This window comes from Rhodococcus pseudokoreensis (assembly GCF_017068395.1).
GTDB lineage: Bacteria > Actinomycetota > Actinomycetes > Mycobacteriales > Mycobacteriaceae > Rhodococcus_F > Rhodococcus_F pseudokoreensis.
Map to the genome: position 1 here is coordinate 4,449,811 of NZ_CP070619.1, position 23,893 is coordinate 4,473,703.

The 23,893-nt window shown below is 68.3% G+C and carries 24 protein-coding genes; 7 read left to right on the forward strand and 17 right to left on the reverse strand.

Annotated elements, in window-relative coordinates:
- Window positions 1–5: 5 nt before the first annotated feature.
- The 3 genes from JWS13_RS25630 to JWS13_RS25640 are packed head-to-tail and all read right to left on the reverse strand — an operon-like array spanning window position 6 to window position 1,659.
- Window positions 6–410 (reverse strand): TIGR03668 family PPOX class F420-dependent oxidoreductase, encoded by a 405-nt coding sequence (locus JWS13_RS25630; protein WP_206008161.1) that lies wholly within the window; start codon window positions 408–410, stop codon window positions 6–8.
- Window positions 410–991 (reverse strand): hypothetical protein, encoded by a 582-nt coding sequence (locus tag JWS13_RS25635; RefSeq protein WP_206008162.1) that lies wholly within the window; start codon window positions 989–991, stop codon window positions 410–412. The genes JWS13_RS25630 and JWS13_RS25635 overlap by 1 nt, the downstream gene beginning before the upstream one ends.
- A 47-nt stretch (window positions 992–1,038) precedes the next feature.
- Complete coding sequence (locus tag JWS13_RS25640) at window positions 1,039–1,659, reverse strand: LysE/ArgO family amino acid transporter (RefSeq protein WP_206008163.1); 621 nt, start codon at window positions 1,657–1,659, stop codon at window positions 1,039–1,041.
- A 72-nt stretch (window positions 1,660–1,731) separates the two neighbouring features.
- Here JWS13_RS25640 and JWS13_RS25645 point away from each other — a divergent pair, with 72 nt between their 5' ends.
- Both JWS13_RS25645 and JWS13_RS25650 read left to right on the forward strand, forming a co-directional pair.
- Complete coding sequence (locus tag JWS13_RS25645; RefSeq protein ID WP_206008164.1) at window positions 1,732–2,607, forward strand: LysR family transcriptional regulator ArgP; 876 nt, start codon at window positions 1,732–1,734, stop codon at window positions 2,605–2,607.
- Between the two features lie 45 nt (window positions 2,608–2,652).
- Window positions 2,653–3,651: a PHP domain-containing protein gene (locus tag JWS13_RS25650; RefSeq protein ID WP_206011721.1), complete on the forward strand. Its 999-nt coding sequence runs from the start codon at window positions 2,653–2,655 to the stop codon at window positions 3,649–3,651.
- Between the two features lie 37 nt (window positions 3,652–3,688).
- On the opposite strand, the gene JWS13_RS25655 is transcribed toward JWS13_RS25650, so the two are convergent.
- Complete coding sequence (locus JWS13_RS25655) at window positions 3,689–3,994, reverse strand: type 2 periplasmic-binding domain-containing protein (RefSeq protein ID WP_206008165.1); 306 nt, start codon at window positions 3,992–3,994, stop codon at window positions 3,689–3,691.
- 132 nt (window positions 3,995–4,126) lie between these two features.
- Between JWS13_RS25655 and JWS13_RS25660 the strand changes: the two genes are divergently transcribed.
- The 3 genes from JWS13_RS25660 (at window position 4,127) to JWS13_RS25670 (ending at window position 6,155) form a co-directional block, all read left to right on the forward strand.
- Window positions 4,127–4,483, forward strand: a complete 357-nt coding sequence (locus tag JWS13_RS25660) for a type II toxin-antitoxin system RelE/ParE family toxin (RefSeq protein ID WP_206008166.1) — start codon at window positions 4,127–4,129, stop codon at window positions 4,481–4,483.
- Window positions 4,484–4,488: 5 nt separating this feature from the next.
- Complete coding sequence (locus tag JWS13_RS25665; protein WP_160097883.1) at window positions 4,489–4,794, forward strand: helix-turn-helix domain-containing protein; 306 nt, start codon at window positions 4,489–4,491, stop codon at window positions 4,792–4,794.
- 467 nt (window positions 4,795–5,261) lie between these two features.
- Window positions 5,262–6,155 (forward strand): class I SAM-dependent methyltransferase, encoded by an 894-nt coding sequence (locus tag JWS13_RS25670; protein WP_206008167.1) that lies wholly within the window; start codon window positions 5,262–5,264, stop codon window positions 6,153–6,155.
- A 1-nt stretch (window position 6,156) separates the two neighbouring features.
- Here JWS13_RS25670 and JWS13_RS25675 read toward each other — a convergent pair whose 3' ends face one another.
- Both JWS13_RS25675 and thiG read right to left on the reverse strand, forming a co-directional pair.
- Window positions 6,157–6,966 carry an MBL fold metallo-hydrolase gene (locus tag JWS13_RS25675; protein ID WP_206008168.1) on the reverse strand — a complete coding sequence of 270 codons (810 nt, stop codon included), beginning with the start codon at window positions 6,964–6,966 and terminating at the stop codon, window positions 6,157–6,159.
- Window positions 6,967–7,022: 56 nt separating this feature from the next.
- Entirely contained in the window at window positions 7,023–7,790 is a 768-nt protein-coding gene (thiG, locus tag JWS13_RS25680) for a thiazole synthase (RefSeq protein ID WP_206008169.1), read from the reverse strand.
- A gap of 212 nt (window positions 7,791–8,002) precedes the next feature.
- Between thiG and JWS13_RS25685 the strand changes: the two genes are divergently transcribed.
- Window positions 8,003–8,218, forward strand: coding sequence for a hypothetical protein (locus tag JWS13_RS25685; RefSeq protein ID WP_206008170.1), 216 nt, complete (start codon window positions 8,003–8,005; stop codon window positions 8,216–8,218).
- An 8-nt stretch (window positions 8,219–8,226) separates the two neighbouring features.
- Here the strand turns inward: JWS13_RS25685 and JWS13_RS25690 are convergent, their stop codons facing one another.
- The 11 genes from JWS13_RS25690 to JWS13_RS25740 all read right to left on the reverse strand — a co-directional run bounded on the left by JWS13_RS25690 (window position 8,227) and on the right by JWS13_RS25740 (window position 22,892).
- Entirely contained in the window at window positions 8,227–10,398 is a 2,172-nt protein-coding gene (locus tag JWS13_RS25690; protein WP_206011722.1) for a serine/threonine-protein kinase, read from the reverse strand.
- Between the two features lie 40 nt (window positions 10,399–10,438).
- The gene (locus JWS13_RS25695; protein WP_206008171.1) at window positions 10,439–11,449 is read right to left on the reverse strand and encodes a glutamate ABC transporter substrate-binding protein; all 1,011 of its coding nucleotides are present in this window, start codon (window positions 11,447–11,449) and stop codon (window positions 10,439–10,441) included.
- Window positions 11,449–12,795, reverse strand: coding sequence for a hypothetical protein (locus JWS13_RS25700; RefSeq protein ID WP_206008172.1), 1,347 nt, complete (start codon window positions 12,793–12,795; stop codon window positions 11,449–11,451). Before JWS13_RS25700 ends, JWS13_RS25695 begins: the two co-directional genes overlap by 1 nt.
- A 142-nt stretch (window positions 12,796–12,937) precedes the next feature.
- Window positions 12,938–14,353: an amino acid permease gene (locus JWS13_RS25705; RefSeq protein WP_241032596.1), complete on the reverse strand. Its 1,416-nt coding sequence runs from the start codon at window positions 14,351–14,353 to the stop codon at window positions 12,938–12,940.
- A 322-nt stretch (window positions 14,354–14,675) separates the two neighbouring features.
- Window positions 14,676–15,272, reverse strand: coding sequence for a short chain dehydrogenase (locus JWS13_RS25710; protein ID WP_206008174.1), 597 nt, complete (start codon window positions 15,270–15,272; stop codon window positions 14,676–14,678).
- Complete coding sequence (locus JWS13_RS25715) at window positions 15,269–17,194, reverse strand: APC family permease (RefSeq protein ID WP_206008175.1); 1,926 nt, start codon at window positions 17,192–17,194, stop codon at window positions 15,269–15,271. Before JWS13_RS25715 ends, JWS13_RS25710 begins: the two co-directional genes overlap by 4 nt.
- A gap of 143 nt (window positions 17,195–17,337) precedes the next feature.
- Complete coding sequence (locus JWS13_RS25720; protein WP_206008176.1) at window positions 17,338–18,831, reverse strand: gamma-aminobutyraldehyde dehydrogenase; 1,494 nt, start codon at window positions 18,829–18,831, stop codon at window positions 17,338–17,340.
- Window positions 18,831–19,943: a proline racemase family protein gene (locus JWS13_RS25725; protein ID WP_206008177.1), complete on the reverse strand. Its 1,113-nt coding sequence runs from the start codon at window positions 19,941–19,943 to the stop codon at window positions 18,831–18,833. Before JWS13_RS25725 ends, JWS13_RS25720 begins: the two co-directional genes overlap by 1 nt.
- A gap of 16 nt (window positions 19,944–19,959) precedes the next feature.
- Window positions 19,960–20,862, reverse strand: coding sequence for a dihydrodipicolinate synthase family protein (locus tag JWS13_RS25730; protein ID WP_206008178.1), 903 nt, complete (start codon window positions 20,860–20,862; stop codon window positions 19,960–19,962).
- 18 nt (window positions 20,863–20,880) lie between these two features.
- Window positions 20,881–21,582, reverse strand: coding sequence for a GntR family transcriptional regulator (locus tag JWS13_RS25735; RefSeq protein WP_206008179.1), 702 nt, complete (start codon window positions 21,580–21,582; stop codon window positions 20,881–20,883).
- Between the two features lie 44 nt (window positions 21,583–21,626).
- Window positions 21,627–22,892, reverse strand: coding sequence for an NAD(P)/FAD-dependent oxidoreductase (locus JWS13_RS25740; protein ID WP_206008180.1), 1,266 nt, complete (start codon window positions 22,890–22,892; stop codon window positions 21,627–21,629).
- A gap of 268 nt (window positions 22,893–23,160) precedes the next feature.
- Here JWS13_RS25740 and JWS13_RS25745 point away from each other — a divergent pair, with 268 nt between their 5' ends.
- The gene (locus JWS13_RS25745) at window positions 23,161–23,889 is read left to right on the forward strand and encodes a GntR family transcriptional regulator (protein ID WP_206008181.1); all 729 of its coding nucleotides are present in this window, start codon (window positions 23,161–23,163) and stop codon (window positions 23,887–23,889) included.
- Window positions 23,890–23,893: the final 4 nt, after the last annotated feature.

Below are 23,893 nucleotides of genomic sequence, written 5' to 3' on the forward strand. Positions count from 1 at the left end.
AGTACTCACAGGGCGGACCAGTGATGCCACCTCAGGTCGTGGATCGCGATCACCGGTCCGTCCGGGCGCCGGTCGACGTACTGCGGATACTTCGCGGCCAGAATGTCGAGTGCGGCGGTGCCCTCTTCGGAGTCCGGGTCGAGGATCCGGGCCCGGCCGTCGACCCGGACCCACCACAGGTGGTCCCAGTTCTCGTCGTAGTGATCCACCAGCAGGGTGACGGCCGGGTTGCCGGAGATGTTCTTCAGGCGCCGCAGGGCGGTGGTGCGTTTGGGCTTGTGATCGACGCACGAGTAGATGGCGTCGGAGTCGAGCGCGAAGACGAGCGGGACGAGGTGCGGCACCCCGTCCGCCCCGACCGTGGCGAGCCGGGCGACGCGGGCGGCGGCGAATCGTGCGACGGCGTCCATCACGGTTCCATCAGGTAGTCGCCGCTGACCGGTTCGGGGAGCGCGGGGACGCCGAGCGGGCGCTTGAAGTACGCCCACGGGAACCACAGCGTCCCGACCTTCTGCCAGCCGTCGGCCTCGAGTTTCTCGCGGCTGGCGAGAGCCGACGCGCGGGTGTGCTCCCACTGTTCGTCGGACTTCCGGACGGTGTGGAACAGGGTGCCGAATCCGACGGAGTGCCAGCCGTAGGAGCCGGCGTGGTTGAGGATGCGCATCTCGTTGAACGCGGTCAGTGGGGTGAGCCGGCGGGTGCGGCCGTCCGGGTCCGGGTCGGGGGCGTCGCCGATGCGTTTGCCGAAGCGTTGTTGCGCCGCCTGCCGCGACATGCCGAGGGCGGTGCCGACCGTGTCCCAGCTGTGGCCGGCGGAGCGGGCGGCGGCGATCGCGGAGACCAGCAGTTCGTCGACCGATTCCCGCGCCTGCGCCGTGAGCCGGACGAGCGCGAGGTAGGCGGCGGGGTCGTGGTCGAGCCCCGGGTCGATCTCGGGGTCCGCCTTGGCGATCGCGTCCGACAGCAGCTGGGTGAGCGCGGCATCCGACATGTGTCAAGTATTGGTTGACAGGATGGGTACTGTCAACAAAATGTTGACTAGCTGGTGACGAGGGTGATGCCGAGGGCGAGCATCAGCGCGGCGATCCCCGCGTCGAGTACGCGCCACGCGTTGGGGCGGGCGAACACGCGATGCAGGAACTGGGCGCCGTAGCCGAGCGCGAGGAACCAGGTGATGCTCGCGGTGGCGGCGCCGAGGCCGAACAGCCACCGCCCCGAATCGCCCTGGTTGTTGGCCACCGAACCGAGCATCAGCACCGTGTCGAGGTAGACGTGCGGGTTCAGCCATGTGAGCGCGAGGCAGGTGAGGATCGACGTCGCGAGGGTCGCCGATCCGACTTCCATCGCGGCGTCCAGCGTTCCTGGCCGCAGAGCGCGGCGGGCGGCGAGCACGGCGTAGGAGACGAGGAATGCCGCTCCCGCCCAACGGATCACGGTGATCGCGGCCGGAGCGTGGGCGAGCACCGCCCCGATGCCGCTGATCCCGACGGCGATGAGCGCGACGTCCGACACCGCGCACAGCACGACCACCGGCAGGACGTGCCTACGGACGATCCCCTGTCGCAGGACGAACGCATTCTGCGCGCCGATCGCGACGATCAGCGACAGGCCGGTGCCGAAGCCGGCGGCCGCCGTGAGCAGGGCAGGGGTGAGGTGCATGGAAACCACGCTACGAACCCCATCGTCATCAATCCAGCTAATTATCCTTCATTACCATTAGCATCGCTTCATATGGACTTGGACCTGGCCGCTCTCCGCACCTTCGCTGCCGTGATCGACGAAGGCACGTTCGACGCCGCCGCCCGCGTACTGCACATCACGCCGTCCGCGGTGAGCCAGCGGATCAAGGCGCTCGAGCAGCAGGTGGGACGCGTCCTGGTGCAGCGGGCCAAGCCGGTCCGGGCCACCGACTCCGGACACGTCGTGCTCACACTCGCCCGCCAGATGGCGCACCTCGAGCGTGAGGCCATGTCTTCCCTCAATCCCGAAGTGGCGGCGACGAGCACGCTGCCTCTCGTCGTCAATGCGGATTCGCTGTCCACGTGGATGATTCCGGCTCTCGCCCGCCTGGCGCCGGAGTACCGGGCGTTGTTCCATCTGCACCGGGAGGACGAATTCCACTCGACCACCCTGCTGCGGGAGGGCACGGTGATGGCCGCCGTGACGTCCGTCCCCGAGGCGGTGCAGGGCTGCACCGTCGAGAAGCTGGGGTCGATGCGGTACCGCGCACTGTGCAGCCGCGACTACGCCGAACGCTGGCTCCCCGACGGCCCGACCGCGGATGCCCTCGCGGTGGCGCCGATGCTCGACTTCGATCGCAAGGACGAACTGCAGGCCCGGTTCCTGCGCGGATTCACGCGGCGCCGGTTGCAGCCGCCGCGACATTTCGTGCCCGGGTCCTCGGCGTTCTCCGACGCCGTCCGCTACGGACTGGGCTGGGGACTGCTGCCGGAATTGCACACCGGCGACGACCACGGTCTCGTGGAACTCGACCCGTCCCGTCCGATCGACGTCCCGCTGTACTGGCAGCGGTGGAAGCTGGATTCGCCCATTCTCGCGGCGCTCACCACGGCGGTCCGGGACGGGGCGCGCGAAGCGTTGCGGTGACGTCCGGGTGGGCGCAACACTGGAGTCATGGACGCCGACAGCCCGATGGACCCGGTGCAGGCCCTGCGCGAGACAGCGTTCTGGCTCGAACGGTCGCGGGCGGAGACGCACCGCGTGAAGGCGTATCGGCGGGCGGCCGACGTGGTGGCCGAACTGTCCGACGAGCAGCGGGACGTCCGCGGGCGCACCGACAGCTGGAAGGACCTGCCGGGCATCGGGCCGAAGACGGCGACGGTGATCCGGGAGTCGCTCGACGGGGTGCCCGTCTATCTGGCGGAACTGCGGGAGAACGCGGAGCCGATCGGCGGCGGCGCGCTGCGTCAGGCGCTCAAGGGCGACCTGCACACCCACTCGGACTGGTCGGACGGCGGCAGTCCGATCGACGAGATGATGCGCAGTGCGGCGCTCATCGGCCACGAATACTGCGCTCTGACAGATCATTCCCCGCGGCTGACGGTCGCGAACGGGCTGTCGGCGGAGCGGCTGCGGTCCCAGCTGGAGGTGATCGCCGAGCTGAACGAGGAACTCGCGCCGTTCCGCATCCTCACCGGCATCGAGGTCGACATCCTCGACGACGGTTCGCTCGACCAGGATCCGGATCTGCTCGACGAACTCGACATCGTGGTCGCGAGCGTGCACTCCAAGTTGCGGGCGGAACGCGGCGCGATGACCAGGCGGATGGTCAGAGCCGTCGAGAATCCGCTGGTGGACGTGCTGGGTCACTGCACAGGGCGGCTCGTCGAGGGCGGGCGCGGGACCAGGCCGGAGTCGACGTTCGACGCCGAGCAGGTGTTCACCGCCTGCCGCGATCACGGCACCGCCGTCGAGATCAACAGCCGTCCCGAGCGCCGCGACCCCCCGAGCCGGCTCATCGACCTGGCTATGGACCTGGGGTGCCTGTTCTCCATCGACACCGACGCGCACGCCCCGGGTCAACTCGCCTGGCAGGGTTACGGATGCGAGCGCGCGATGCGGTGCGGGGTCGACGCCGACCGCGTCGTGAACACGTGGTCCGCCGACGACCTGCTGGAGTGGGCCAAGTAGCACCCGTGCGTGAGTAGGGAGTCCAGGGACTCGCTACTCACGCACGGGCAGCAGGCGTCCGCGTCGGACACACCCGTCGCGGCCGCGCGCATCGCCCGGCACCACGTCGTGAATACGGCCACGAGCGCCTGCAGCCGGACGAGCCGAGTACCACGAAGTTCACGAACCCGTGTCGCGCTGACAGCGTGATCAGTTCCCGGCTGATCGCCTCTCGCTCGGGGGCGAGGCCCGAGCGGTGGAACGTGTGCATGAAGACGCCGTTGAGCGCGGACGCGGGCAGCGCCGGGTCGTCGAGCGCGCGGGCGATCTCCTCGGATTCCCGGGCGGCCGCGCGCTCACACATCCGGCCGGGTCGAGTTCGAGGTGGTCGTCGCGGCGCAGGATGTCGGTGTCGCGGACACGACCCTCTGCCCACGCCTTCGAGCTGCTGGGATCATATTCAAGTGATATCACTCCTGTATGATAATTTTGTGCGGTGGGGCAGTGGACCGTAGAGGTGGGGTTGGTCGAAGAGTGGCTGTTGGCACTGGATCAGTCGTCGTATGAGCAGGTGGTGGCCGCACTCGAGTTACTCGCGGACCGCGGACCGCAGCTCGGCCGACCTCTGGTCGACACGGTGAAGGCGTCACGGCACAAGAACATGAAGGAACTGCGGCCGGGGTCGAGTGGTCGCTCGGAGCTGCGGGTGCTGTTCGCGTTCGACCCGGAACGGAAGGCGATTCTGCTGGTTGCCGGCAACAAGGCGGGTCGGTGGAAGAGCTGGTACAAGGTCAACATCCCGATTGCCGATGACCGCTTCGCGGCTCATCTGGAGGAGTTGGAAGGAAGGTGAACACGATGGCAAAGAGTCTCGAGCAGATGCTCGCCGAGCGACCTGTCGATCGTGGCGCGGTCGATGCGCATAAGGCCCGCATGATCGACGAGGTGCGTGCGTATCGACTTCAGGAGCTGCGCGAATCGGTGGCGATGACGCAGAAGCAGCTGGCTGAGCGCCTCGGAGTCGGGCAGAACCGAGTGTCCAACATCGAGCACGGTGACCTCGAGCGTGTGCAGATTGACACGTTGCGCCGGTATGTCGAAGCCGTCGGCGGCGCGCTGCGCGTCGAGGTCGAACTTGGCGACGAGCGCTTCCAGATCGCGTAATAACAGAGGGCTCCTTGAAGGGAGCAGTGCCGGGTCACGACTATATGGCGCGGCCACGCCGAAAGCTGTCTGTGAACAGTTTATTCCGGCAGGATCAAGAGCTGGCGTCTCGCAGTGCATCGTCCACCAATAGCTGCACCGGCGCTGGCTTCCTGCGCGCCAGTACAGCTGACGCAGCAACTCGGACCGACTGCAGTGGAATCCTGCAGAAGATCGGTGTCGTTGCCACGTCAGCACTCGGACCGTGCGTTGGTCGCCTGGAGCGCGGAACCCGTCACCGCCGGCCACTTCATGGCGGAGGAAGCGCCCGGGGACGTCGTCGACGCCATACGTGCGCTTCTAAGGAGATAGGCGGCGAAATCTGCTGCACAGCAGCATGATAGAGGCAATGCGCGCTGCGGCGTAGAATCGCCGGGGAGCCTGGTCGGTCGTCACGGCCGACCCTTCGGCACGATCGGGAGGTATTCATGCGCACCGACGGGGATTCCTGGGACATCGTCAGCAGCGTGGGGCTCACGGCCCTGGGAGTGGCGACGTTCCGGGCGCTGGAAACCGGCCGTCCCGATGCGCTGATCCGCGACGACTACGCGCCGTGGTTCGTGGAGGCCGCGGGCGAACCGCATTTCACCGGGCTGCTGGCCGACCCGTCCTCGCTGGGAGACGCACCGTTCTCCGGTTTCATGGGATTCCGGACCCGGTTCTTCGACGAATTCTTCCTGTCGGCCGCGGCGGACGGCGTGTCGCAGGCGGTGATCCTCGCGGCCGGGTTGGATGCGCGGGCGTATCGCCTCGACTGGCCGGCGGGCACGACGGTGTTCGAGGTCGATCAGCCGAAGGTGCTGGAGTTCAAGGGCGAAGTGCTGTCCGAGCACGACGCGCGGCCGAAGGCCGATCGCCGAGCGGTGCCGGTCGATCTCCGGGACGATTGGCCCGCCGCGCTCGACGCCGCAGGCCTCGACCCGGCCGAGCCCACCGCGTGGTCGGCCGAGGGACTGCTGGCGTATCTCCCGGGCGCGGCACACGACGCGTTGTTCGAGCGGATCGACGAACTGTCGAGTCCGGGTAGCCACCTCGCCGTGGACAACTTCGCGCCGGGCACCGACGCGAAACGTTTCGACGAGATCAGGAAGAAGTATTTCGACAAGGACCCGTTCGGCGACCTCGACATCACCCAGTTGTTCTACGGCGACGAGCGCGCCGACCCGGAACACTGGCTGACCGAGCACGGCTGGTCGGTGCGGAGTTATTCTCCGTTCGCGCTGGCCGAGTCGTACGGCAGGCCCGCGCCGGAACTCCCCGAGGAACTCGCGGACCTCGCCGACCGCGCGACCTACCTGACGGCAGTGAAGAACGGCGGCTGAGTCAGCCCCGCTCGGCGGCCAGTTCCTCGAACAACGTCGGATCGTGGGCGGAGAACACCCGGACCCGCGGGGCCACCTGATTGTTCAGTTCCCGCAGCCGGCGGTGATTGTCGCGGATCTTCGAACGGTCCACCGCGATCAGCTCTTCCATTACCCGCAGCGCGCGACCCGCCGTTCCCGGCGGCACCTGCCCGGGGGCGGCAACGGTGCTGCGGTGGTAGAACGCGTCGCCCGCATGCAGCAGCCAGCCGCGGTCGCCGGTGTCGACGGCCACCGCCGCGTGACCCCGGGTGTGCCCGGGCATCGGGACGAGCACGATGCGGTTGCCGACCCCGTCGATCGGGTGGGCGCCGGAGAAACCGAGCACGGATTCGCCCGGCCCCGAATAGGTGTGCGTCGCCGGGCGCGGGGTGAGCTGGGCGGGACGGTACCGCACCCTCTCCCGGAACGACGAACGCCGCTCCGACGCAGCCTGTTCCGCGGCGGTGGTGTGCAGGGTGGCATCCGGGAAGTCGGCGACCCCGCCGATGTGGTCGAAGTCGAGGTGCGTCGCGACGATGTGGGTCACGTCCGAGGGATTCAGCCCCAGCTTCTCGAGTTGGCGGACCGCCGTCTCCGACTCGCGGAACCGGGCGCCGGTCAGCTTCGCGTACTTGCCGACGCGACCGGTGGGGTCGGCGACATCCGCCAGTCCGAAACCGGAGTCGACCAGCACGATGCCCGCGTCGGTCTCGCATGCCAGCACGTGGCACACCAACCGCCCCATGAGCGCCGACGAGAACGAGCCGCAATTGAGGTGGTGTACCCGCATGGGCGTTCACGCTAGCCGAGTCGGTGTTCGCGCGCGCCCGATTACACCGCGCCCGATTACACGGCGACCGGGGACGAGGCCTGCGCCCAGAACCGTTTCGGTATCCGCCCGGCGGCCCGGGCACGGCGTCCGGCCGTGACGGCCCCGGCCATCGCCGCCGCCATCAGCGGCGGGTCCGACGCCCTCGTCACCGCGGAGGCGAGCAGGACGGCGTCGCAGCCGAGTTCCATCGCCAGCGCCGCATCGCTCGCGGTGCCGATTCCGGCGTCGAGAATGACCGGGATGTCCGTGCGCGCGACGATCATCTCGATGTTGCGGGGATTGGAGATGCCGAGCCCGGTCCCGATCGGCGACCCGAGTGGCATCACGGCGGCGCACCCGGCATCGACCAGGCGCTGCGCGAGCACCGGATCGTCGTTGGTGTACGGCAGCACGACGAAGCCGTCGTCCACGAGTTGTTCTGCTGCCGAGACGAGTTCGATCCCGTCGGGGAGGAGCGTGCGTTCGTCGGCGATCACCTCGAGCTTGACCCAGTTGGTGCCCAGTGCCTCCCGGGCCAGCTGCGCCGTCAGTACCGCCTCCGCGGCGCCGCGGCACCCCGCGGTGTTCGGCAACAACGCGATGCCCAGCCGATCCAGCAGTTCGAGCAGACCGGTTCTCCCCACGGCATCCACCCGGCGCATCGCGACCGTCGTCAGTTCGGTGCCGGACGCGATCAGCGCCTCTTCGAGAACCGCCAGGTTGGCCGCACCCCCGGTGCCCATGACCAGTCGCGACGAGAAGTCCCGGCCCGCGATCGTGAGTGCGTCCGTCTGATTGCGCATAGGTACCTCTCCGATCGGAATCTCAGTGGATATCCGAACCCTACGGTCGAACCGTCCCCGGCGTCAGAGCCACTTGTGTGCTGCGTCATAGGTCCAGATTGGACCCCTGATTCGCCGTTCTTCTGGATCTTCTGGACCCGTACCAGATGCCGCAGAGTTGTCGGTCAGATGAGCTGAGTGGCACATGCCGCGACGTCACGATCGGAGCAGACATGAACACGTTGGTCGCCGGCAGGAACCGCATCGCGAGGTCGAGGGAGGAGGAGCGCCTGGCCGCGGAACTGGAGGATGCCCGGCGCCGCATCATCGAACTCATGGGCCAGCTCGCCGAAACGGTGCGCAGCCGTGACGCTTTGAGTGACCGGATGCAGGTGATGGCGTGGAATGCCCGGTGGGGCCGCGAGCCCGTCGGATTCGGCGGACTCTGATCCGGGCGCTACAGCCACGTGGTCGGGCGGATCAGATTCGCGAGATCCACCAGCGTGTACCGATGCCTGCGCTCGGGCGCCTTGCGGGCGAGGGCCCGGAGCGCCGCTTCCGCCCCGGTCCGCAGGCCGCGCTCGGTGAACGGCACACCGAGGATCCTCGTCGCCTCGGGAACACCGCCGGCATGTAGCCAGTCCACGGCCACGCCGAGAACGAGCACCCGGGTCTGGAGTGCGCGACGCTCGTCGTGGGCGAGCAGTTCGACCCGGCGGGCCGCCTCCTGCAGATCCCGTTCGCTCACCTCGGCGAGGGGCCGATCGTGGACGAGCATCAGCACACTCGTCAACCGCGCCTCGGCGTAGTGCCGGGACGTCGGCGGCACTTCGTCGAGCGCCTCCACCGCGTTGACCCGGTCGTCGCGGTGCTCGAGTTGGCGTGCCAGGCCGAACGCGGCACTGACCGCGCCGTGATCGGTGCGCCACACCGTGCGGTAGTACTTCTCGGCGGTCCCGCGCCACCGCCCGAGGTTCTCGCCGGCGCGGTATTCGCACCACATCTCGGACGTCGCCGCGAGTGCGAGTTTCGGGGCCTCCTCGCCCGGCAGCGCCGTCAGGACGGAATCGAAGCGGGTGAATGCCTCCTCGAAGTCGCCGCCCACCAGGGCGCACAGCCCGGTGTGCCAGTCGACGCGCCATGTGTCCTCGAGTTCGTGGTCGAGGGATTCGAGGATGATGGCGGCGTCACGCGGCTGCCCGAGGTCGAGGTGCGCGCGCACCTCGGCGAGCGGGATCTCGATGCTCGTGGACTTCACGCCCTCCTTCGCCGCCACCTCCTTCGCCCGGTGCAGCGAATCGAGGAGTTCCCGTGGCCGGCTGTGCACGACGGACAACAGCGGGGCGGCCGGATCGTCGGGGTCGACCAGCGGAATCGGCAGTGCCCGAACGATGCTCATCGCGCTGATGCACTCGTTCCGGCGATGCCCGTCGACGTAGACGTCGGTGCGGCTGATCGTGAGGTCGGTCCCGAACGTCGTGCGCTGCGGGCTGAAGCGGTGGGACAGTCCCGGCTGCGGGTTTCCGGTCCGCTGCGCCCGCACCTCGCGCAGCACACCCTCGAGTTGTGTCGACATCTCGTCGGCCGACGCGAAACGCTTGGCCGGGTCGGGGTGGATGGAACGCAGCAGCAGCCGCTGGTAGAACTCGTATTCCGCCAGCAGCGGCGCCGCCTCCGGGGTCGGCAGGCCGTCGACGTAACAGCCCCCGGCGGTGGGCATGTCGAGGGTCAGCACGGCGAGCGTGCGCCCGACGGTGTAGATGTCGGACGCGACGGTGGGCCCGGTGGTGGCGATCTCGGGAGCTTGGTAACCCTGTGTGCCGTAGATGTATCCGTGATCGCCGATCCGGGCGACCGCGCCCATGTCGATGAGCTTGAGCTGGTCGTAGTCGTCGCCGATCATGATGTTCTCGGGTTTGAGGTCGTTGTACACCAACCCCATCGAGTGCAGGTAGCCGAGCGCAGGCGTGACCTCGAGGAGGTAGCGGATGGCATGCTCCACCGGCAGCCTCGGCTTCGGGTCGTCGGGCGCCGCGTCCTCCTTCAGTTCGGTGAGCACGTCCCGCAGCGTCCGGCCCCGGACGTACTCCATGACGATGTAGCCGACGGGATTGCCGTCCATCCCGGGATGTTCGACGAAGTTGTAGATCTTCACGATGCTCGGGTGCGTCACCTCGGCGAGGAACCGGCGCTCGGCGAGAGCCACCTCCTGAGCCTGCGGGTCGCCCGAATGCAGCAGGCCCTTGAGGACCACCCAGCGGTCGCTGACGTTGTGATCGAGCGCGAGGTAGATCCAGCCGACGCCGCCGTGGGCGAGGCACCCGAGGACCTCGTACTGTCCCGCCACCAACTCGCCCGCCTCCAACTGGGGGGCGAAGGAGAACACGGTCCCGCAGTGCGTGCACACCCCCTCCGTGTCACCCGGCCGGGCTGCGGTGGACCGTCCGACGGGCCGCTTGCACCGGTCGCAGTACCGTTTGTGCTCGGCGAGAACGGGATTGGTCAGCAGCATCGACAGGTCGGAGGTGTGGGCGGCATCCGGCTCCGTGCGGGACGAGGGGACTTCGTCCTCGTCGTCGTCGGCGAACGGGTCGAACCGCACTCCCCGCGTGGATTCCGGTTCGTCCATCGGGGTTCGCCTGGTCTCGTCGCTCACGTTCGGTGACACCTCAGTCCCGGTAGGTGGCGGTCGGCGGTCCCGTGACGGGTCCGAGGACCGTCAGCCAGCTGTCGTAGAGCCTCATCCACGTTCCGTCTGCGCGCATCCGATCCAGCGTCCCGTTCACGAAGCGCACCAGATCCTCGTTGCCCTTGTTGACCCCGATACCGTACGGCTCCGACTGCAGCGGCGGGCCGACGATCTCCAGATTCGGGTCCTGCTCGGCGAGCCCGGCCAGGATGGAGTCGTCGGTGCTCGCGGCGTCGGCCCGGCGCTGCTGGAGCGCCACGAGGCAGTCGTCCCAGTCGGGCACCGTCACGATCGTCGCCGCGGGCTGCACCCGGCGAACGGTGTCCAGTGAGGTGGTGTCGGCGACGGTGCAGACACGCTTGCCCGCCAGATCCTCCGGGCCGGAGATACCGGAGACCTTCGGCACCAGCAGTCGCTGGTACGCCTGGAAGTACACGGTGGAGAAGGCGACGCGTTCGGACCGTTCACATGTGATCGTCGTGCTCTTGACCACGAGATCCACGGCCTTCTTCTCGAGGGCGTCGAAACGGTCGCCGGACGTGAGCAGGCGGAACTCGACCCTGGAGGGGTCGCCGAACAGGTCCCGCGCCATCTCACTTGCGACGTCGACGTCGAATCCCATCAGCATGCCGGTGGTCGGGTCCCGGAAGCTGAACAGGTTGGTGTTCTGGTCGATCCCGACGACGAGCCTGCCGCGTGCGGTGATCTCGGCCAGCGCGCTTCCCGGCGCCCGCAGGTCCGGCGCGGTGACCGGGCGCAGACTCGCGAGCGCGCCGCAGGAGTCGGGTTCGGGTGGCTCCGCGGGCACGTCGCCGGTCGGCGGATGGATCTGAAGCCCGTTCGTCAGGGGCTGGTCGGAGTAGTCGCCGCTGGCGATGGGGGTGAGGGGTTGCGGGGCGGCACATCCGGCCGCCAGAACGGTGGCCACGGCAGCGGAGAGCAGGAGGGCGCGCGGGCACGTCCGTCGTCTCGGTCGCCTCACCCGCGTCATCAGTGGTACTCGTTCAGTCTGGGCCAGATCCCCCCACCGACGGCGAACCCGCAGAGTACGCCGATCACCATGCTACCGACCGCGAGCAGCGACAACGAGCGAAAGGACTCGGTCATTCCGTCGACTTCCTCGCCGCGGAAGCTGTCGATCCCGTGCTGCAGCGCCTCGTCGAGGGCCGCGAACGTGGCCGGGGACGCGGAGTCCGCGGGGCCGATCGCGATGGCCGTCGCCCCCGGGTAGTCCCCCACCTCCAGCCGCTGCTCCAGCATCTCGTGCGCGTGCCGCCAATCGCCGAGTGCCGTCACCGCCTCGTCGATCGGCTGTGCGACTCCCGGTCCGTGGGAACCGCCCTGCAGCCCCGCGAGGACGTCGGCCAGGTCGGCGGAACGGCGGGCGTAGTCGATCTCGGACTGTTCGTCGGAGCCACGCTGCAGCAGCGCGAGGGTCTCGTCCGCCCGGGCCTGCTGGGCGAGGATCCGCGCCTGGGTGATCGTCGCGAGTGGTTGCGCCCCTTCGGTTCTCGCGCGGTCCGTGGCCGCGGTGGAGACCAGGGCGGCGCCGGCCAGCCAGATCAGGAGGGTGGCGGCGAGCAGCGACGCGACGACCAGGCCGGGGTTGATGCGGCGTTTGCTCTTGCGCGCCAGATACACCTGCGCGAGGACGAGCGCGACGAGCAGGGCGACGGTGGCGGCGAACGCGACTCTGGGGAGCCGTCCGGTGAGGACCTGGGTGTCGGCGACTGCCCTCGACTGCTCCGAGTACAGACGCTCGGCGGCGGGCAGGATCGTGTCCTGCATCATCGAGGAGGCGTCGCTGAGGTATGCGACGCCGACCGGATTGCCCGAGCGATTGTTGGCGCGGGCCGTCGCGACCAGCGTGGTGTATGCGGCGAGGTTCCGGGACACCTCGGACAACTGGCCGAGGGCGGCGGCGTCGGTCGAGTCGACCCCGTTCGACGCGGTGACCAGCGCATTCGACGCGTCCCCGATCGCCTGGTTGTACCGATTGCGGACGGCGATCGGCTCGACGCCGCCCGAGATGAACGACGTGGCCGCCGCGGCGTCGGCGATGGACAGCGAACTGTAGAGCCGTTCGGCCGCGTAGGTGAGGGGTTCGGTGTGCGTCCGCAGCGTATCGATGCGTTGTTGCCGGGCGCCGATCGCCGCCGACGTGACCGCCCCGGTCGCCAGCGCCGCGACCACGAGCGCGATTCCCAGTACGGACAGCCGTCCCGGCGTCGAGACGAGGAATTCCCGCCACGGCCGCCGCCGGGAATCGGGCTCGACGAGCAGCGACTCGTCGAGCGAGTGTTCTTCGGTGACGACGTCGTCTCCGCGGTGGAACACGGTGTCCTCCTCCGCCGAGGTCTTCTGCAAGTGTGCCCCGATTCGCGGCGGGTCGTGCCGGAAAAAGCCGATGTGGCATCGGGGGCACAAAGAGGGGCAGGGACCGCCGGTGCGGTCCCTGCCCCTTCGGTGAAGCAGTGTGTCAGTGTTGCTCGCGCGTCACGACTCCGACGAGTTGTTCCGCCTCCGCACCCGTGTCGGCCGGGTCCGTGGCCGGTTCCGCGACCGGGGTGACGGTGTCGAGACGTTCGGCGCTGGTGCGGCTGCGCCGGCGGAACTCGTAGCCGATCAGGATGAAGGCCAGCGTCACCACACTCAGCCAGAACTGCGAACGGGTGGTGGGGAGCACGGCCATCGCCGCGATCACGGTTCCCATCAGCGCGATGGTCGCGTAGCTGAGCCAGGGGAACAGCCACATCTTCAGGCTGAGGGCGCCGGGATCCTGCGCCTCCAGTTTCCGGCGGAGCGCGACCTGGGAGATCGCGATCATGAGGTAGACGAACAGCGCCACGGCGCCGTACGAGTTGACGAGGAACGAGAACACGAGATCCGGCGAGACGAATGCCGCGATCACCGAGGCGTATCCGATCACCGTCCCGGCGAGGATGGCGCGGCGGGGCACTCCGCCGCCCGACAGTCGGGTGAACATGTGCGGGGCGTCGCCGTTGCGGGTGAGGGCGAACAGCATCCGCGAGGACGTGTACAGGGCGGAGTTCAGGCAGGACAGCACCGCGGTGAGGATGACGACGTTCATGATCGTGGCCACCCCGGGAATGTGCAGGGCGGACAGGGCCGCCGCGTAGGGGCTGACGCCGACGGCTTCGGCGCTCCACGGCACCACGGCGACGACCACGAAGATGGATCCGACGTAGAACGTGATGATCCGGACCACGATGGAGCGCATCGCCCGGGCGACGGCCTTCTTGGGTTCCGCGGACTCGGCGGCCGCGATGGTCACGATCTCGGCGCCGGTGAAGAAGGCGACGCAGGGAACGACCGCGGCGAGCACCGCGCCCCAGCCGAGCGGAGCGAATCCGCCGTGATCGACGAGGTTCGCCACTCCGGGGGTCGAGTCCGGCCACAGCCCGGTGATCCACAGGGCGCCCAGACCGAGGAAGAGGACGATCGCGATCACCTTGATCGACGAGAACCAGTACTCGAACTCGCCGAACGATCGTGCCGACACGAGATTGGTACAGGTCAGGAGCACGAGAAGACCGAGGCTGAGAATCCACAGCGGCGCGGACGGCAAGTAGAGCTGGAGTATTCGGCCGCCGGCGATGGCCTCGACGGCGACCACGATGACGAAGAAGTACCAGTACATCCAGCCGACGGAGAATCCGGCGCGATTGCCGAGCGCTTCCCTGGCGTACACGTAGAACGATCCGACCACCGGCCTGGCCACGGCCATCTCCGCCAGCATCCGCATGATCAGGAGCGTGATGACCCCCGCGATGAGAAACGACACGATCGCCGCCGGGCCCGCGCTCTCGATGACGACACCGCTGCCGACGAACAATCCGGCACCGATCACGCCGCCCAGGGCGATGAGATTCATGTGCCGCTTCTTCAGGCCCTTTCCGAGCCCGGAGTCCGTGCCATTCTCTTGGTCGGAGTCCTGGGATTGGGCCGGGGGTGGTGTTGCAGTCACGTTTTCCTCCACTGTGCGCTGACCGGGAACGTCAGGTCGCCATCGCGATCCGGGTCGGATCACCGGCGGTTGGAACGGAGAACAGTGCCGGCGGAGAAAGGGGGGACGGTCCACCGAACTGAACTGTTGATGTGATGCACAACACTGTATGGAGGGTGCGGTGGGGAGCACAGTGCCAGTTCCGGAGCGCCTCTGAGGTCCAGATTGTGAGGTTTGACGGTTGCCGGAGTTACCCCAGTTCGTAGACGCGGCCGGTGTGGATCCCGGCCACCGATTTGACGAACGCGCGCGCGACTTCGGCGGCGGGAACGGGCGCGAATCCGGGGAAGAAGTCGCCGTAGACGTCGAGTGCTTCGGTGACGACGCTCGGGCTGACCGCGTTGATCCGGATGCCGCGCGGAAGTTCGGCGGCGGCCGCACGCACGAACGCCTCCAGGGCCCCGTTGACGGTCGACGCGACCACACCCGAGCGGATCGGTTCACGGGCGAGCACCCCCGTGACCAGGGTGAACGAGCCGTCGTCGGCGACGAACGGCAGGCCGCGCAGGACCAGTTCGATCTGCCCGAGCAGTTTGTCGTCGAAACCCTGCCGGAAGTCGCCGGTCGTGGTGTCGCCGAAGCTGGGGAACGGGGTGATGCCTGCGGTGCTGACCACCGCGTCCACCGTCCCGACCCGTTCGTACAGCGCCGTGACGGACGCGGGGTCCCGGAGGTCGACCGCGACCTCGGTGGAGCGGGATGCGACGACGACGTCGTGGTGGGGTGTCAGGGCGTCCACCACCGCCGTGCCGATGCGGCCGGTGCCTCCGACGACGAGAACCTTCACGAGTTGACCTCCTGTTCGTGCACGGCGGCGACCGGTGTCGCCCGGTGAGCCGGTGTGCGGGTGGGTGCGGCGGCTTCGACCGCGAATTCGGAATCGGCGAGGACGGCGTCGAGTTGTTCGGTGTGGAAACCGCTGCGGACGGCCCACGCGTAACTGACCAGGGCCAGCGCGATCACGACCAGCAGGTCCCAGGAGTCGGCGAGCGGCGGTTCGTCGAGGGGACCGAATTCGCCGTAGTAGGAGACGAGCAGCGTCGCGAGGAGGGTGGCGATCAGCCAGACACCGGCGTCGAGGTGGCGGCGGCCGGCCGGAGTGCTCACCACCCGCAGCGCGAGCACGAAGGCCAGCAGTGCCGCGGTCATCGCCGCGAAGTAGACCGGGAACGACCAGCTGCCTGCCCGTTGCACCTCGGTGGTGTTCATGAACCATCCGCCGCGGGAGCTGATGTAGATCCACGCGACCAGGAACACCGCCGAGATGGACCATCCGGCGGGCCTGCGCACCCAGCCGTGGTTCACCGACGTGTAGGCGCCGTAGATGCTCACCCCGGCGAACGCGATGACCAGGAGCTGCGCGAGGGATGCGAAGCCGGCGGCGTAGACGATGAACAGGCCTGCGGCGTAACCGGCGGGCGCCCAGAACCCCATGGCAGGCAACCGCCAGGTGCGGTCCGCGTGGGGTGCGGTCTTGCGGAGCACCGGTGCGATCGCGCTGCCCATCAGGTAGCTCAGCACCAGGCAGACCGACACCACCGACACCAGCTGGTACCAGCTCGGGAACGGGAGCATGAAGAGGGCGCTCACCACGATCGCGACCACGAGCGACACCCACGGGATGCCGTACCGGTTCACCTTGGCGAGGCTCTTCGGGGCGTACTTGTCGATGCCGAACGCGAACGACGCCCGGGCGGCGCTGCCGAGGGTGACCCAGCCGTTGCCCGCCGGGGAGATGGCGGCGTCGACGAGCAGGACGGTGGCGAACGCGCCGAATCCGGCCGCACCGAGGGCCTGGAACAGCGGGGCCGACGCCCAGTCGCTGGTCCGCAGACCCGCCCAGTCTCCGACGGAGATTCCGGCGTCGGACCAGTCGAGTGCGCCGAGGAAGCCGATCTGCAGCCCGATGTACACGACCATCGGGATGAGGATGGAGAGCACGATCGCCAAGGGGATGTCGCGCTTGGGGTTTCGTGCTTCTCCGCCGTAGTCGAGCACCTGCCGGGAGCCGAGGTAGCCGAACGCGATCCCGCCGATCGCGAGAGCGTGCACGATGCCGCCCGCGCCGGTGGGGAGGAAGCCGCCGCCGACGGTGAGGTTGCTCGAGTTGAACGCGAAGAACAACAGGATGAACGTCAGGCACGGCACGACGAGCTTCCAGATCGTCACGTACGTGTTGACCTTCGCCAGCAGCTTCACGCCGAACAGGTTGAGTGCGAAGAAGATCGCGAGAATACCGATGCCGCAGAGTATTCCGTTCGGCCAGGCGAGGATGGTGGTGCCCTGCTCCACCTTCACCAGACCGAGGTGCGGGAACCGGCCGCCGAGATAGGTCAGGACGGCCTGCGCTTCGATGGCGGGCAGGCAGACGGTGCCGATCCAGTATCCCCAGCCGGTGATCCACCCGGCGAACGCACCGTGGGAGAGCGCCGGATAGCGCACGATCCCACCCGATCTCGGGAACATGGTGCCCAGTTCGATCCACGTCAGCGACACGACGATGAACAGGCCCGCGCCGAGGATCCACGACAGGATGGCGGCCGGGCCTGCGACCGACGCCGACGACAGCACCGCGAACAACCAGCCGGAGCCGATCTGCGTGCTGACCCCCAGCAACGTCAGCTGCCAGAGTCCGAGACTTCTCTTCAGTTTGTGATCGGGAGCGTCCGGGGATCCGGGCGCCGAAGGTGAATCCGGTAATGTGCTCATGTGAATCCTCCTTGGGGATTCAGGTGCCCGCTCTCATTGGTGTGAGGTTTCGGCGGGCGCCGGGGACCATCGTGTCCGGGGGTCGACCTCCTCGGCAGAAGAGATCGACCCCGCCCCGGTGGGTAGCTGAAAAGTGTTCGGGGTCAGTGTCCGCCGAAGATGAGGTCGTGCCAGCCCTTGTGCGCCTCTCCGGTGATGTCGGACATGACGTGCTTGACGTTGGTGTACTCGTCGAACGAGTAGGTGGACATGTCCTTGCCGAATCCGGAGGCCTTGTAGCCGCCGTGCGGCATCTCGCTGATGATCGGGATGTGGTCGTTGACCCACACGCACCCGGCCTGGATTTCCCGGGTGGCCCGCTGCGCCCGGTACACGTTCTGCGTCCAGGCCGATGCGGCGAGACCGTAGGGGGTGTCGTTGGCGAGGGTGACGGCCTCGTCGTCGGTATCGAACGGCAGGCACACGAGGACGGGTCCGAATATCTCCTGCTGGACGATCTCGGAGCCCTGCGTCGCGTCGACGATCAGCGTCGGCTCGTAGTACGCGCCCGCGGCCGGGGTGTGTTCCGGGATGCGGCCGCCGCGAACCACTTTCGCGCCGGCGTCGCGGGCCCGGTCGACCATCGCCGCGACCTGGTCGCGCTGCTTCAGTGAGATCAGCGAGCCCATGTCGGTGTCGGTGTCGTCGGCGGGGCCGACCTTCACCTCGTCCATCAGTTCGGCGACCCGCTGGACGAAGTTCTCGTAGAGGGGGCGCTGGACGTAGGCGCGGGTGGCGGCGGTGCAGTCCTGGCCCGCGTTGATCAGCGAACCGGCGACGGCGCCGCGGGCGGCGGCCTCGATGTCGGCGTCGTCGAACACCACGAACGGTGCCTTGCCGCCGAGTTCCAGATGGACCCGCTTGACGCTGCCGGCCGCGGTCGCGGCGACCTGCTTGCCGACCGGCGTCGACCCGGTGAACGAGACCATGTCCACGTCGGGATGCTCGACCAGAGCCTGTCCGGCGATGCGCCCGGCCCCGGTGAGGATGTTGACGACGCCGTCCGGAACGCCGGCTTCCTTCGCGGTTTCGGCGAAGAGCAGCGAGGTCAGCGGGGTGAGTTCGGAGGGCTTGAGGACGATGGTGTTGCCGGCGGCGACCGCGGGCAGGATCTTCCAGGCCGCCATCTGCAGCGGGTAGTTCCATGGCGAGATCGATCCGACGACGCCGATCGCCTCACGGCGGATCGACGACGTGTGATCGCCGGAGTACTCCCCGCTCGCCTTGCCCTCCAGATTGCGGGCGGTGGTGGCGAAGAACGTGACGTTGTCGATCACCCCGGGGATGTCGAAACCGTCGGCCAGCTTGATCGCCTTGCCGCCGTTGCGGCTCTCGAGGGCGGTCAGCTCCGTGCTGCGGGACCGCAGGACCTCGGCCCAGCGCAGCATGATGTCCGAGCGTTCGGCGGGGGTGGTGCGGGACCAGCCCGGGAACGCGGCGCGAGCGGCCGCGACGGCGGCGTCGACGTCCCCGGTGGTCGCGGCCAGGCCGGTGGTGATCGGCTCGCCGGTGGACGGGTCGATGATCGTCAGCTCCGTCTCGGAGCTGCCGTGCCGGCGTTCCCCGGCGATGAACTGCAGCTTCTCGTGGGTGGTCATCAATTCTCCAGATCGAGTTGGTCGAGTAGTTGCCGGGCGTCGTCGCCCTCGGATTCCGGGCCCCACAGGTCGCCCAGGGTGTAGCCGCGCGGGAACGGGTCGTCCGCGTCGAGGACGTACTGGTTGAACCCGGTGATCCAGCCGCGGCCGCTGACCGACGGCAGCACCGCCCGGTGCGGTCCGACGTCGGTGATGTCGGTGAGTGTGCCGGTGAACGTGGTGCCGAGCAGGCTCTCGTGGACGAACTGCTCCCCGAGCGCCAGTTCGCCGCGCGCGTGTTTGGCGGCCATCCGCCCGCAGGTGCCGGTGCCGCACGGCGACCGGTCCAGCGCGCCGGTCCACGTCGTCGGGTCGGCGAGGTCGACGGTGCCGTTGGGGAGGACGACGGTGTTGCGCCCGGAGACGCCCGGGGTCGGGGACGGGCCGTGGATCATCGTCAGTGCGACATGGTCGATGTCCGGGTTGAACGGGTGCCGGACCGCGATATCGCGTTGCGCGACGGTGCGCAGCACGGCCCCGGCGCGGGCCAGGTCCTTCGCGGCGCCGGGCACCAGTTCGAGACCGAGGTCGGCGGCCTTGGCCTGGACGAAGAACTGCCCGCCGAAGACGATGTCGACCGGGACGGTGCCGTATTCGGGCAGTTCGAGCGGATGGTCGATGGCCACGGCGAACGCGGGGACGTTGTCGAACGTGACGCGCACGACCTTGCCGCCGGCGATGTCGGCGCGCACGTGCACGACACCGGCGGCGGTGTCGACCTTCAGCTTCGTCACCGGCTCCTGCACCGGCAGGGTGCTGGTCTCCAGGAGTGCGGTGACGGCGCAGATGAGGTTGCTCCCGGACATCGGCCGGAATCCCCCTTGTTCGAGCACCACCATGCCGAAGTCGCTGTCCGGGTTGACCGGGGGCAGCACCAGGACGGCGCACAGTCCGGGATATCCGCGCGGCTCGTGCAGCATCAGCAACCTCAGATCGTCGAGGTGCTCACGGCAGTACTGCAGCCGGTCGGCCATGGTGGCGCCTTTGACGTGCAGGTGGCTGCCGATGAGCACCCGTCCGGGCTCGCCGGCGGCGTGGACGTCGACGGCGTTGATGGTCTGCCTGGGGATCACGGTCTCGTCCTTCGGTCTAGTTCTCGACGACACTGACGCCGGCCGCGACGAGGAGGCGGCGGAACTCGTCCCGGTACTCCGGTGCCAACGGCAGCACCGGGCGGCGGGTCGGGCCCGCGTCCTGGCCGACGAGCTCGAGGCCGGTCTTGATAGCGCAAGCGTAGTTGTGTGATTCGAGGAATTCGCAGATCGGGAAGATCTTCGTCCACAGTTCCCGGGCGGCCACCAGATCGCCGCGGACGGAGAGTGCGTCGAAGAAGTCCGCGCACAGCTGCGGGATGACGCTCGCGGTCCCCCACACCGACGCCTTCGCGCCTGCGGCGAGCCCGGCGAACGACAGGGTGTCCCAGCCGTTGAGGGCGGTGATGTCCGCGGCGTGGTGGTTCAGCACGGACGCGAACTTCGCCGCGTCTCCGCCGGTGTCCTTGTAGGAGTTGACGCGGGTCTTGCGTGCCAGTTCGGCGAACTGCGCCGGCGCCAGGTCCACCCCGGTGGCGGACGGGAGGTTGTAGTACATGATGTCGATGTCGACCGCGTCGGACACCGCGCTGTAGTGCGTCAGCAGTTCGTCCCAGGACGGGGTGTCATAGAACGGCGGGACGATCATCACCGCGGCGGCGCCGGCGTCGGCGGCGTGCTTGCTCAGCTCGACGGTCTCGGCGGTGCTCAGTGCGCCGGTGCCTGCGACGACGGGGACCCGGCCCGCCGCGGCCTCGATGTACAGCTCCGTCGCCCGCTTGCGCTCGTCGGTGGACAGGGTCGTGAACTCACCGGTGCTGCCGCCGGGGACGAGTCCGTTGATGCCGCCGCCGATGATGTGCTCGGCCTGACGCTTGATGCCGTCGGGGTCGACGGCCGATCCGTCGGCGGTCAACGGGGTGACGACCGCGGCGAGGATTCCGCTGAACTGCGTGCTCATGAATTGTCTCCTTGTGTGTCAGGGGTGGTCGGAGTCGCCGATGATCGAGACGACTTCTTCTGCGCTGCTTCGGATGTGCCGGGTCACTTCGGCCCGGATGATGTCGGGGTCCCCCAGCTCGATGACGTCGACCAGCCGGGCGTGCATGGCGAGGTCGCGGTCGGGGTCGTACCGGGTGGCCTGGTCGACCGTCATGGCCATGCGGATCTGCGCCGCCACGAGAGGCCAGATCTTGATCAGCATCTCGTTGCCCGACGCCAGCCACAGCGTGCGGTGAAACTCGAGGTGCGTCAGGTCGGACGCCACCACGTCGCCGGAGGCGATCGCCGTCCGGTGGTCGTCGAGTGCCTGCCGCAGGGTGTCGAGTCCGCCGCGGGTGGGGTCGGCGGCCAGCCGCTGCGCCGCCGTGGTTTCCAGCGAGACACGGACCTCGGCGAGATCGAGCAGCGCGGCGGGGCTGGTCTGCGCTACCCGAATCCCCTTGTACGGCTCCTGGATCAGGGTTCCCTCGTGAATCAGCACGTGTACTGCTTCCCGCAGGGTGGGCCTGCTGACGCCGAGGACGGCGGCGAGTTCGACTTCCTTGATCCGCTGTCCGGGTTGCAGTTCCCCCGTGAGGAGGGCCCGGCGGATCGAGTCGGCCACTTCTTCCCGGCGCGTGCCGCTGCTGATCGGCTGCAGACCGCGAACGACGCCGGTAGCCGGTTGTGCGATCGTCATGGCGTGAGGTTTCTTTCTCGGAAGGCGCCTGCCGAGTCGGCCGATCAGGCGCGGCGCAGGGCGCGGCGAGTCAGGAAGCGGTTGGGCGAAATGGAGGTCGCGATCTCCGGAACACGGTGATTGACAATGGTTTCGGTGATGATCTCGGCGGTGCCCGGCGCCAGGGTCAGGCCCAGCATGCCGTGCCCGGACGCGATGTAGGCGTTGTCGAGGCTGCCGAACTTGCCGACGATAGGCAGGCCGTCCGGGGTCATCGGACGCAGTCCAGCCCACGGCGCCGCCGCTCCGGGCGGGTTGTCCCAGCCGTCGAAGTTCTCGGCGGCCGCGCGCTGGATGGCGGCGACCCGGGTCTGGTTCACGCTCTCCTCGAAGCCGCCGAACTCCATGGTTCCGGCGAGCCGGATCATGCCGTCGAGCGGGGTGACCGCCACACGGGCGTCCTCGAGCGTCAGGGAGGTGTTCAGCTTGATCGGCGCCGGACTGTAGTCGACGCTGTAGCCCTTGCCCGGACGGATCGGCATCGGGGCGCCGAGTTCCTTCGACAGCGGACCACTCCACACGCCTGCCGCCAGCAGCAGCGCGTCGCCGTCGATCTGCTCGCCGGTGTCGGTGACCACGCCGGTCACGGTGGAGCCCTTGCGCAGGAACCGTCCTACCTTGGTGTTCTCCCGGATCTGCACCCCGAGTTCCTCGCAGCGCTTGACCAGCGCACGGGTGAGGGAGTCGGGTTCGAGCTGGCGGTCGTCGGCGAAGAACAGGCCGTGCTTGATCCGCTCGTTCAGTGCCGGCTCGGTTTCCTGGACACCGTCGCTGTCGAGGTGGGTCGGGTGCATGCCGAAGCCCTCGAAGATCGGCAGGGATCCGCAGTGCTCCTCGTAGCGCTCCCGGGTCTCGAACGCCAGCAGCACACCGGCCTTGTGCATCTCGAATTCGATGCCGTCCTTGGTGTACTCGTCGAGCAGGTCGTTCGCGTCGGACGCCAGCCGCAGGTGGGTCTCCAGGCCGAAACGGAAGTCGCGGGCGTTACAGTGCCGCGCCATCGTCAGCATGAACTTGATGAAATCCGGTGCCATGGAAGGCTTCACGTAGAGTGGGCTGTCGGGCTTGAGCATCCACCGCAGTCCCTGCAGGATCACGCCGGGCGCCGGGACCGGCCCGCTCTCGGCCAGCGCGATCTTCGCGGCATTCCCGTGGGTAGCGGCCGACCCCGCGGTCCGCGCTTCCAGTACGACGACCTCGCAGCCGGCCTTGGCCAGACGGTACGCACTCGCCAAGGCGACGACACCACCTCCGACAACAACGATTCGCATGATGTCCTCAGCCTCCTGACAGCGCCGACCGGCGCTTCGATGCAACCGGTGGGTCGCGAAAAATGTGAGATGCAGTTTGTCAGACAATCTGCGCTTGTGATGGGCAACACTAAGCACTGCCTCGACCTGCTGTCAACGGCTGGGGGAAATTGACGTCCTGCCCGTGATCGAACGGGGCGTCCCTACGCCCATGCGAGCCCCAGGTCAGGGATTGTCAGGCAATATGCATAATGGGTTTCAAGGAAGTCCTCACTCGACAAGGCGGATCATGGCGAAGTCACAGGCCACGGCCGACGGCACGGCGGCAATCGCACCGAGCAGTGCCTCGGCGCTGCTGCCTGTCGCCTCGACCACCCGCCGCGACGGCGTCATCGCCGAGATCAAGCGCGCGATCGTGCTCGGCGCCCTGCAGCCCGGCGAGAAGCTCACCGAGGCCCAGCTGTCTTCTTCGCTCAGCGTGAGCAGGCCCACCGTCCGCGAAGCCCTCAACCAGCTGGCCCAGGAAGGGCTGCTCGTGCAGGAGCCGTACCGCGGCCTGCGGGTGGCGTCGCTCGACGCGAAGGCCCTCCTCGACATCGCCGAGGCGCGTGTCGCGATCGACATGCAGGCGATGACCGCGATCCTCGCCGACGGCTCCGGTCGCCGTCTCGAGATTGTGATGGACAGCTGGCGCGAGTACGCGCGGCTCGCCTTCGACCCCGACCCTCTCGTCCAGCACGACGCCCACCTGCGATTCCACCGCAGCATCTGGGCGGCGTCGGAGAACTACCTGCTGCTGAAGCTGTGGCCGGTCACCGAGGCTCACATCACGATCGCGCTCGCGCAGGACCAGTTCACCCGGTCGGATCCCCAACGTGCCTTCGAGGTTCACGAGCGGCTCGTCGACGCGATTCGCACGCGTAACCTCGACAAGATCCGGGCGGCTTTCGTCGCGCACACCATCGACAGCGCCGAAGAACTCGTCGCGTTGATGGCGGCCGCCGAGGCCTCGGACTGAGCTT

What these genes read in the sequence shown, in the direction of transcription:
- JWS13_RS25630 (WP_206008161.1), bottom strand. Translation starts at nt 410, where the DNA reads ATGGACGCCGTCGCACGATTCGCCGCCGCCCGCGTCGCCCGGCTCGCC.
- JWS13_RS25635 (WP_206008162.1), bottom strand. Translation starts at nt 991, where the DNA reads ATGTCGGATGCCGCGCTCACCCAGCTGCTGTCGGACGCGATCGCCAAG.
- JWS13_RS25640 (WP_206008163.1), bottom strand. Translation starts at nt 1,659, where the DNA reads ATGCACCTCACCCCTGCCCTGCTCACGGCGGCCGCCGGCTTCGGCACC.
- JWS13_RS25645 (WP_206008164.1), top strand. Translation starts at nt 1,732, where the DNA reads ATGGACTTGGACCTGGCCGCTCTCCGCACCTTCGCTGCCGTGATCGAC.
- JWS13_RS25650 (WP_206011721.1), top strand. Translation starts at nt 2,653, where the DNA reads ATGGACCCGGTGCAGGCCCTGCGCGAGACAGCGTTCTGGCTCGAACGG.
- JWS13_RS25655 (WP_206008165.1), bottom strand. Translation starts at nt 3,994, where the DNA reads ATGTGTGAGCGCGCGGCCGCCCGGGAATCCGAGGAGATCGCCCGCGCG.
- JWS13_RS25665 (WP_160097883.1), top strand. Translation starts at nt 4,489, where the DNA reads ATGGCAAAGAGTCTCGAGCAGATGCTCGCCGAGCGACCTGTCGATCGT.
- JWS13_RS25670 (WP_206008167.1), top strand. Translation starts at nt 5,262, where the DNA reads ATGCGCACCGACGGGGATTCCTGGGACATCGTCAGCAGCGTGGGGCTC.
- JWS13_RS25675 (WP_206008168.1), bottom strand. Translation starts at nt 6,966, where the DNA reads ATGCGGGTACACCACCTCAATTGCGGCTCGTTCTCGTCGGCGCTCATG.
- thiG (WP_206008169.1), bottom strand. Translation starts at nt 7,790, where the DNA reads ATGCGCAATCAGACGGACGCACTCACGATCGCGGGCCGGGACTTCTCG.
- JWS13_RS25685 (WP_206008170.1), top strand. Translation starts at nt 8,003, where the DNA reads ATGAACACGTTGGTCGCCGGCAGGAACCGCATCGCGAGGTCGAGGGAG.
- JWS13_RS25690 (WP_206011722.1), bottom strand. Translation starts at nt 10,398, where the DNA reads ATGGACGAACCGGAATCCACGCGGGGAGTGCGGTTCGACCCGTTCGCC.
- JWS13_RS25695 (WP_206008171.1), bottom strand. Translation starts at nt 11,449, where the DNA reads ATGACGCGGGTGAGGCGACCGAGACGACGGACGTGCCCGCGCGCCCTC.
- JWS13_RS25705 (WP_241032596.1), bottom strand. Translation starts at nt 14,353, where the DNA reads ATGAATCTCATCGCCCTGGGCGGCGTGATCGGTGCCGGATTGTTCGTC.
- JWS13_RS25715 (WP_206008175.1), bottom strand. Translation starts at nt 17,194, where the DNA reads ATGAGCACATTACCGGATTCACCTTCGGCGCCCGGATCCCCGGACGCT.
- JWS13_RS25720 (WP_206008176.1), bottom strand. Translation starts at nt 18,831, where the DNA reads ATGACCACCCACGAGAAGCTGCAGTTCATCGCCGGGGAACGCCGGCAC.
- JWS13_RS25730 (WP_206008178.1), bottom strand. Translation starts at nt 20,862, where the DNA reads ATGAGCACGCAGTTCAGCGGAATCCTCGCCGCGGTCGTCACCCCGTTG.
- JWS13_RS25735 (WP_206008179.1), bottom strand. Translation starts at nt 21,582, where the DNA reads ATGACGATCGCACAACCGGCTACCGGCGTCGTTCGCGGTCTGCAGCCG.
- JWS13_RS25740 (WP_206008180.1), bottom strand. Translation starts at nt 22,892, where the DNA reads ATGCGAATCGTTGTTGTCGGAGGTGGTGTCGTCGCCTTGGCGAGTGCG.
- JWS13_RS25745 (WP_206008181.1), top strand. Translation starts at nt 23,161, where the DNA reads ATGGCGAAGTCACAGGCCACGGCCGACGGCACGGCGGCAATCGCACCG.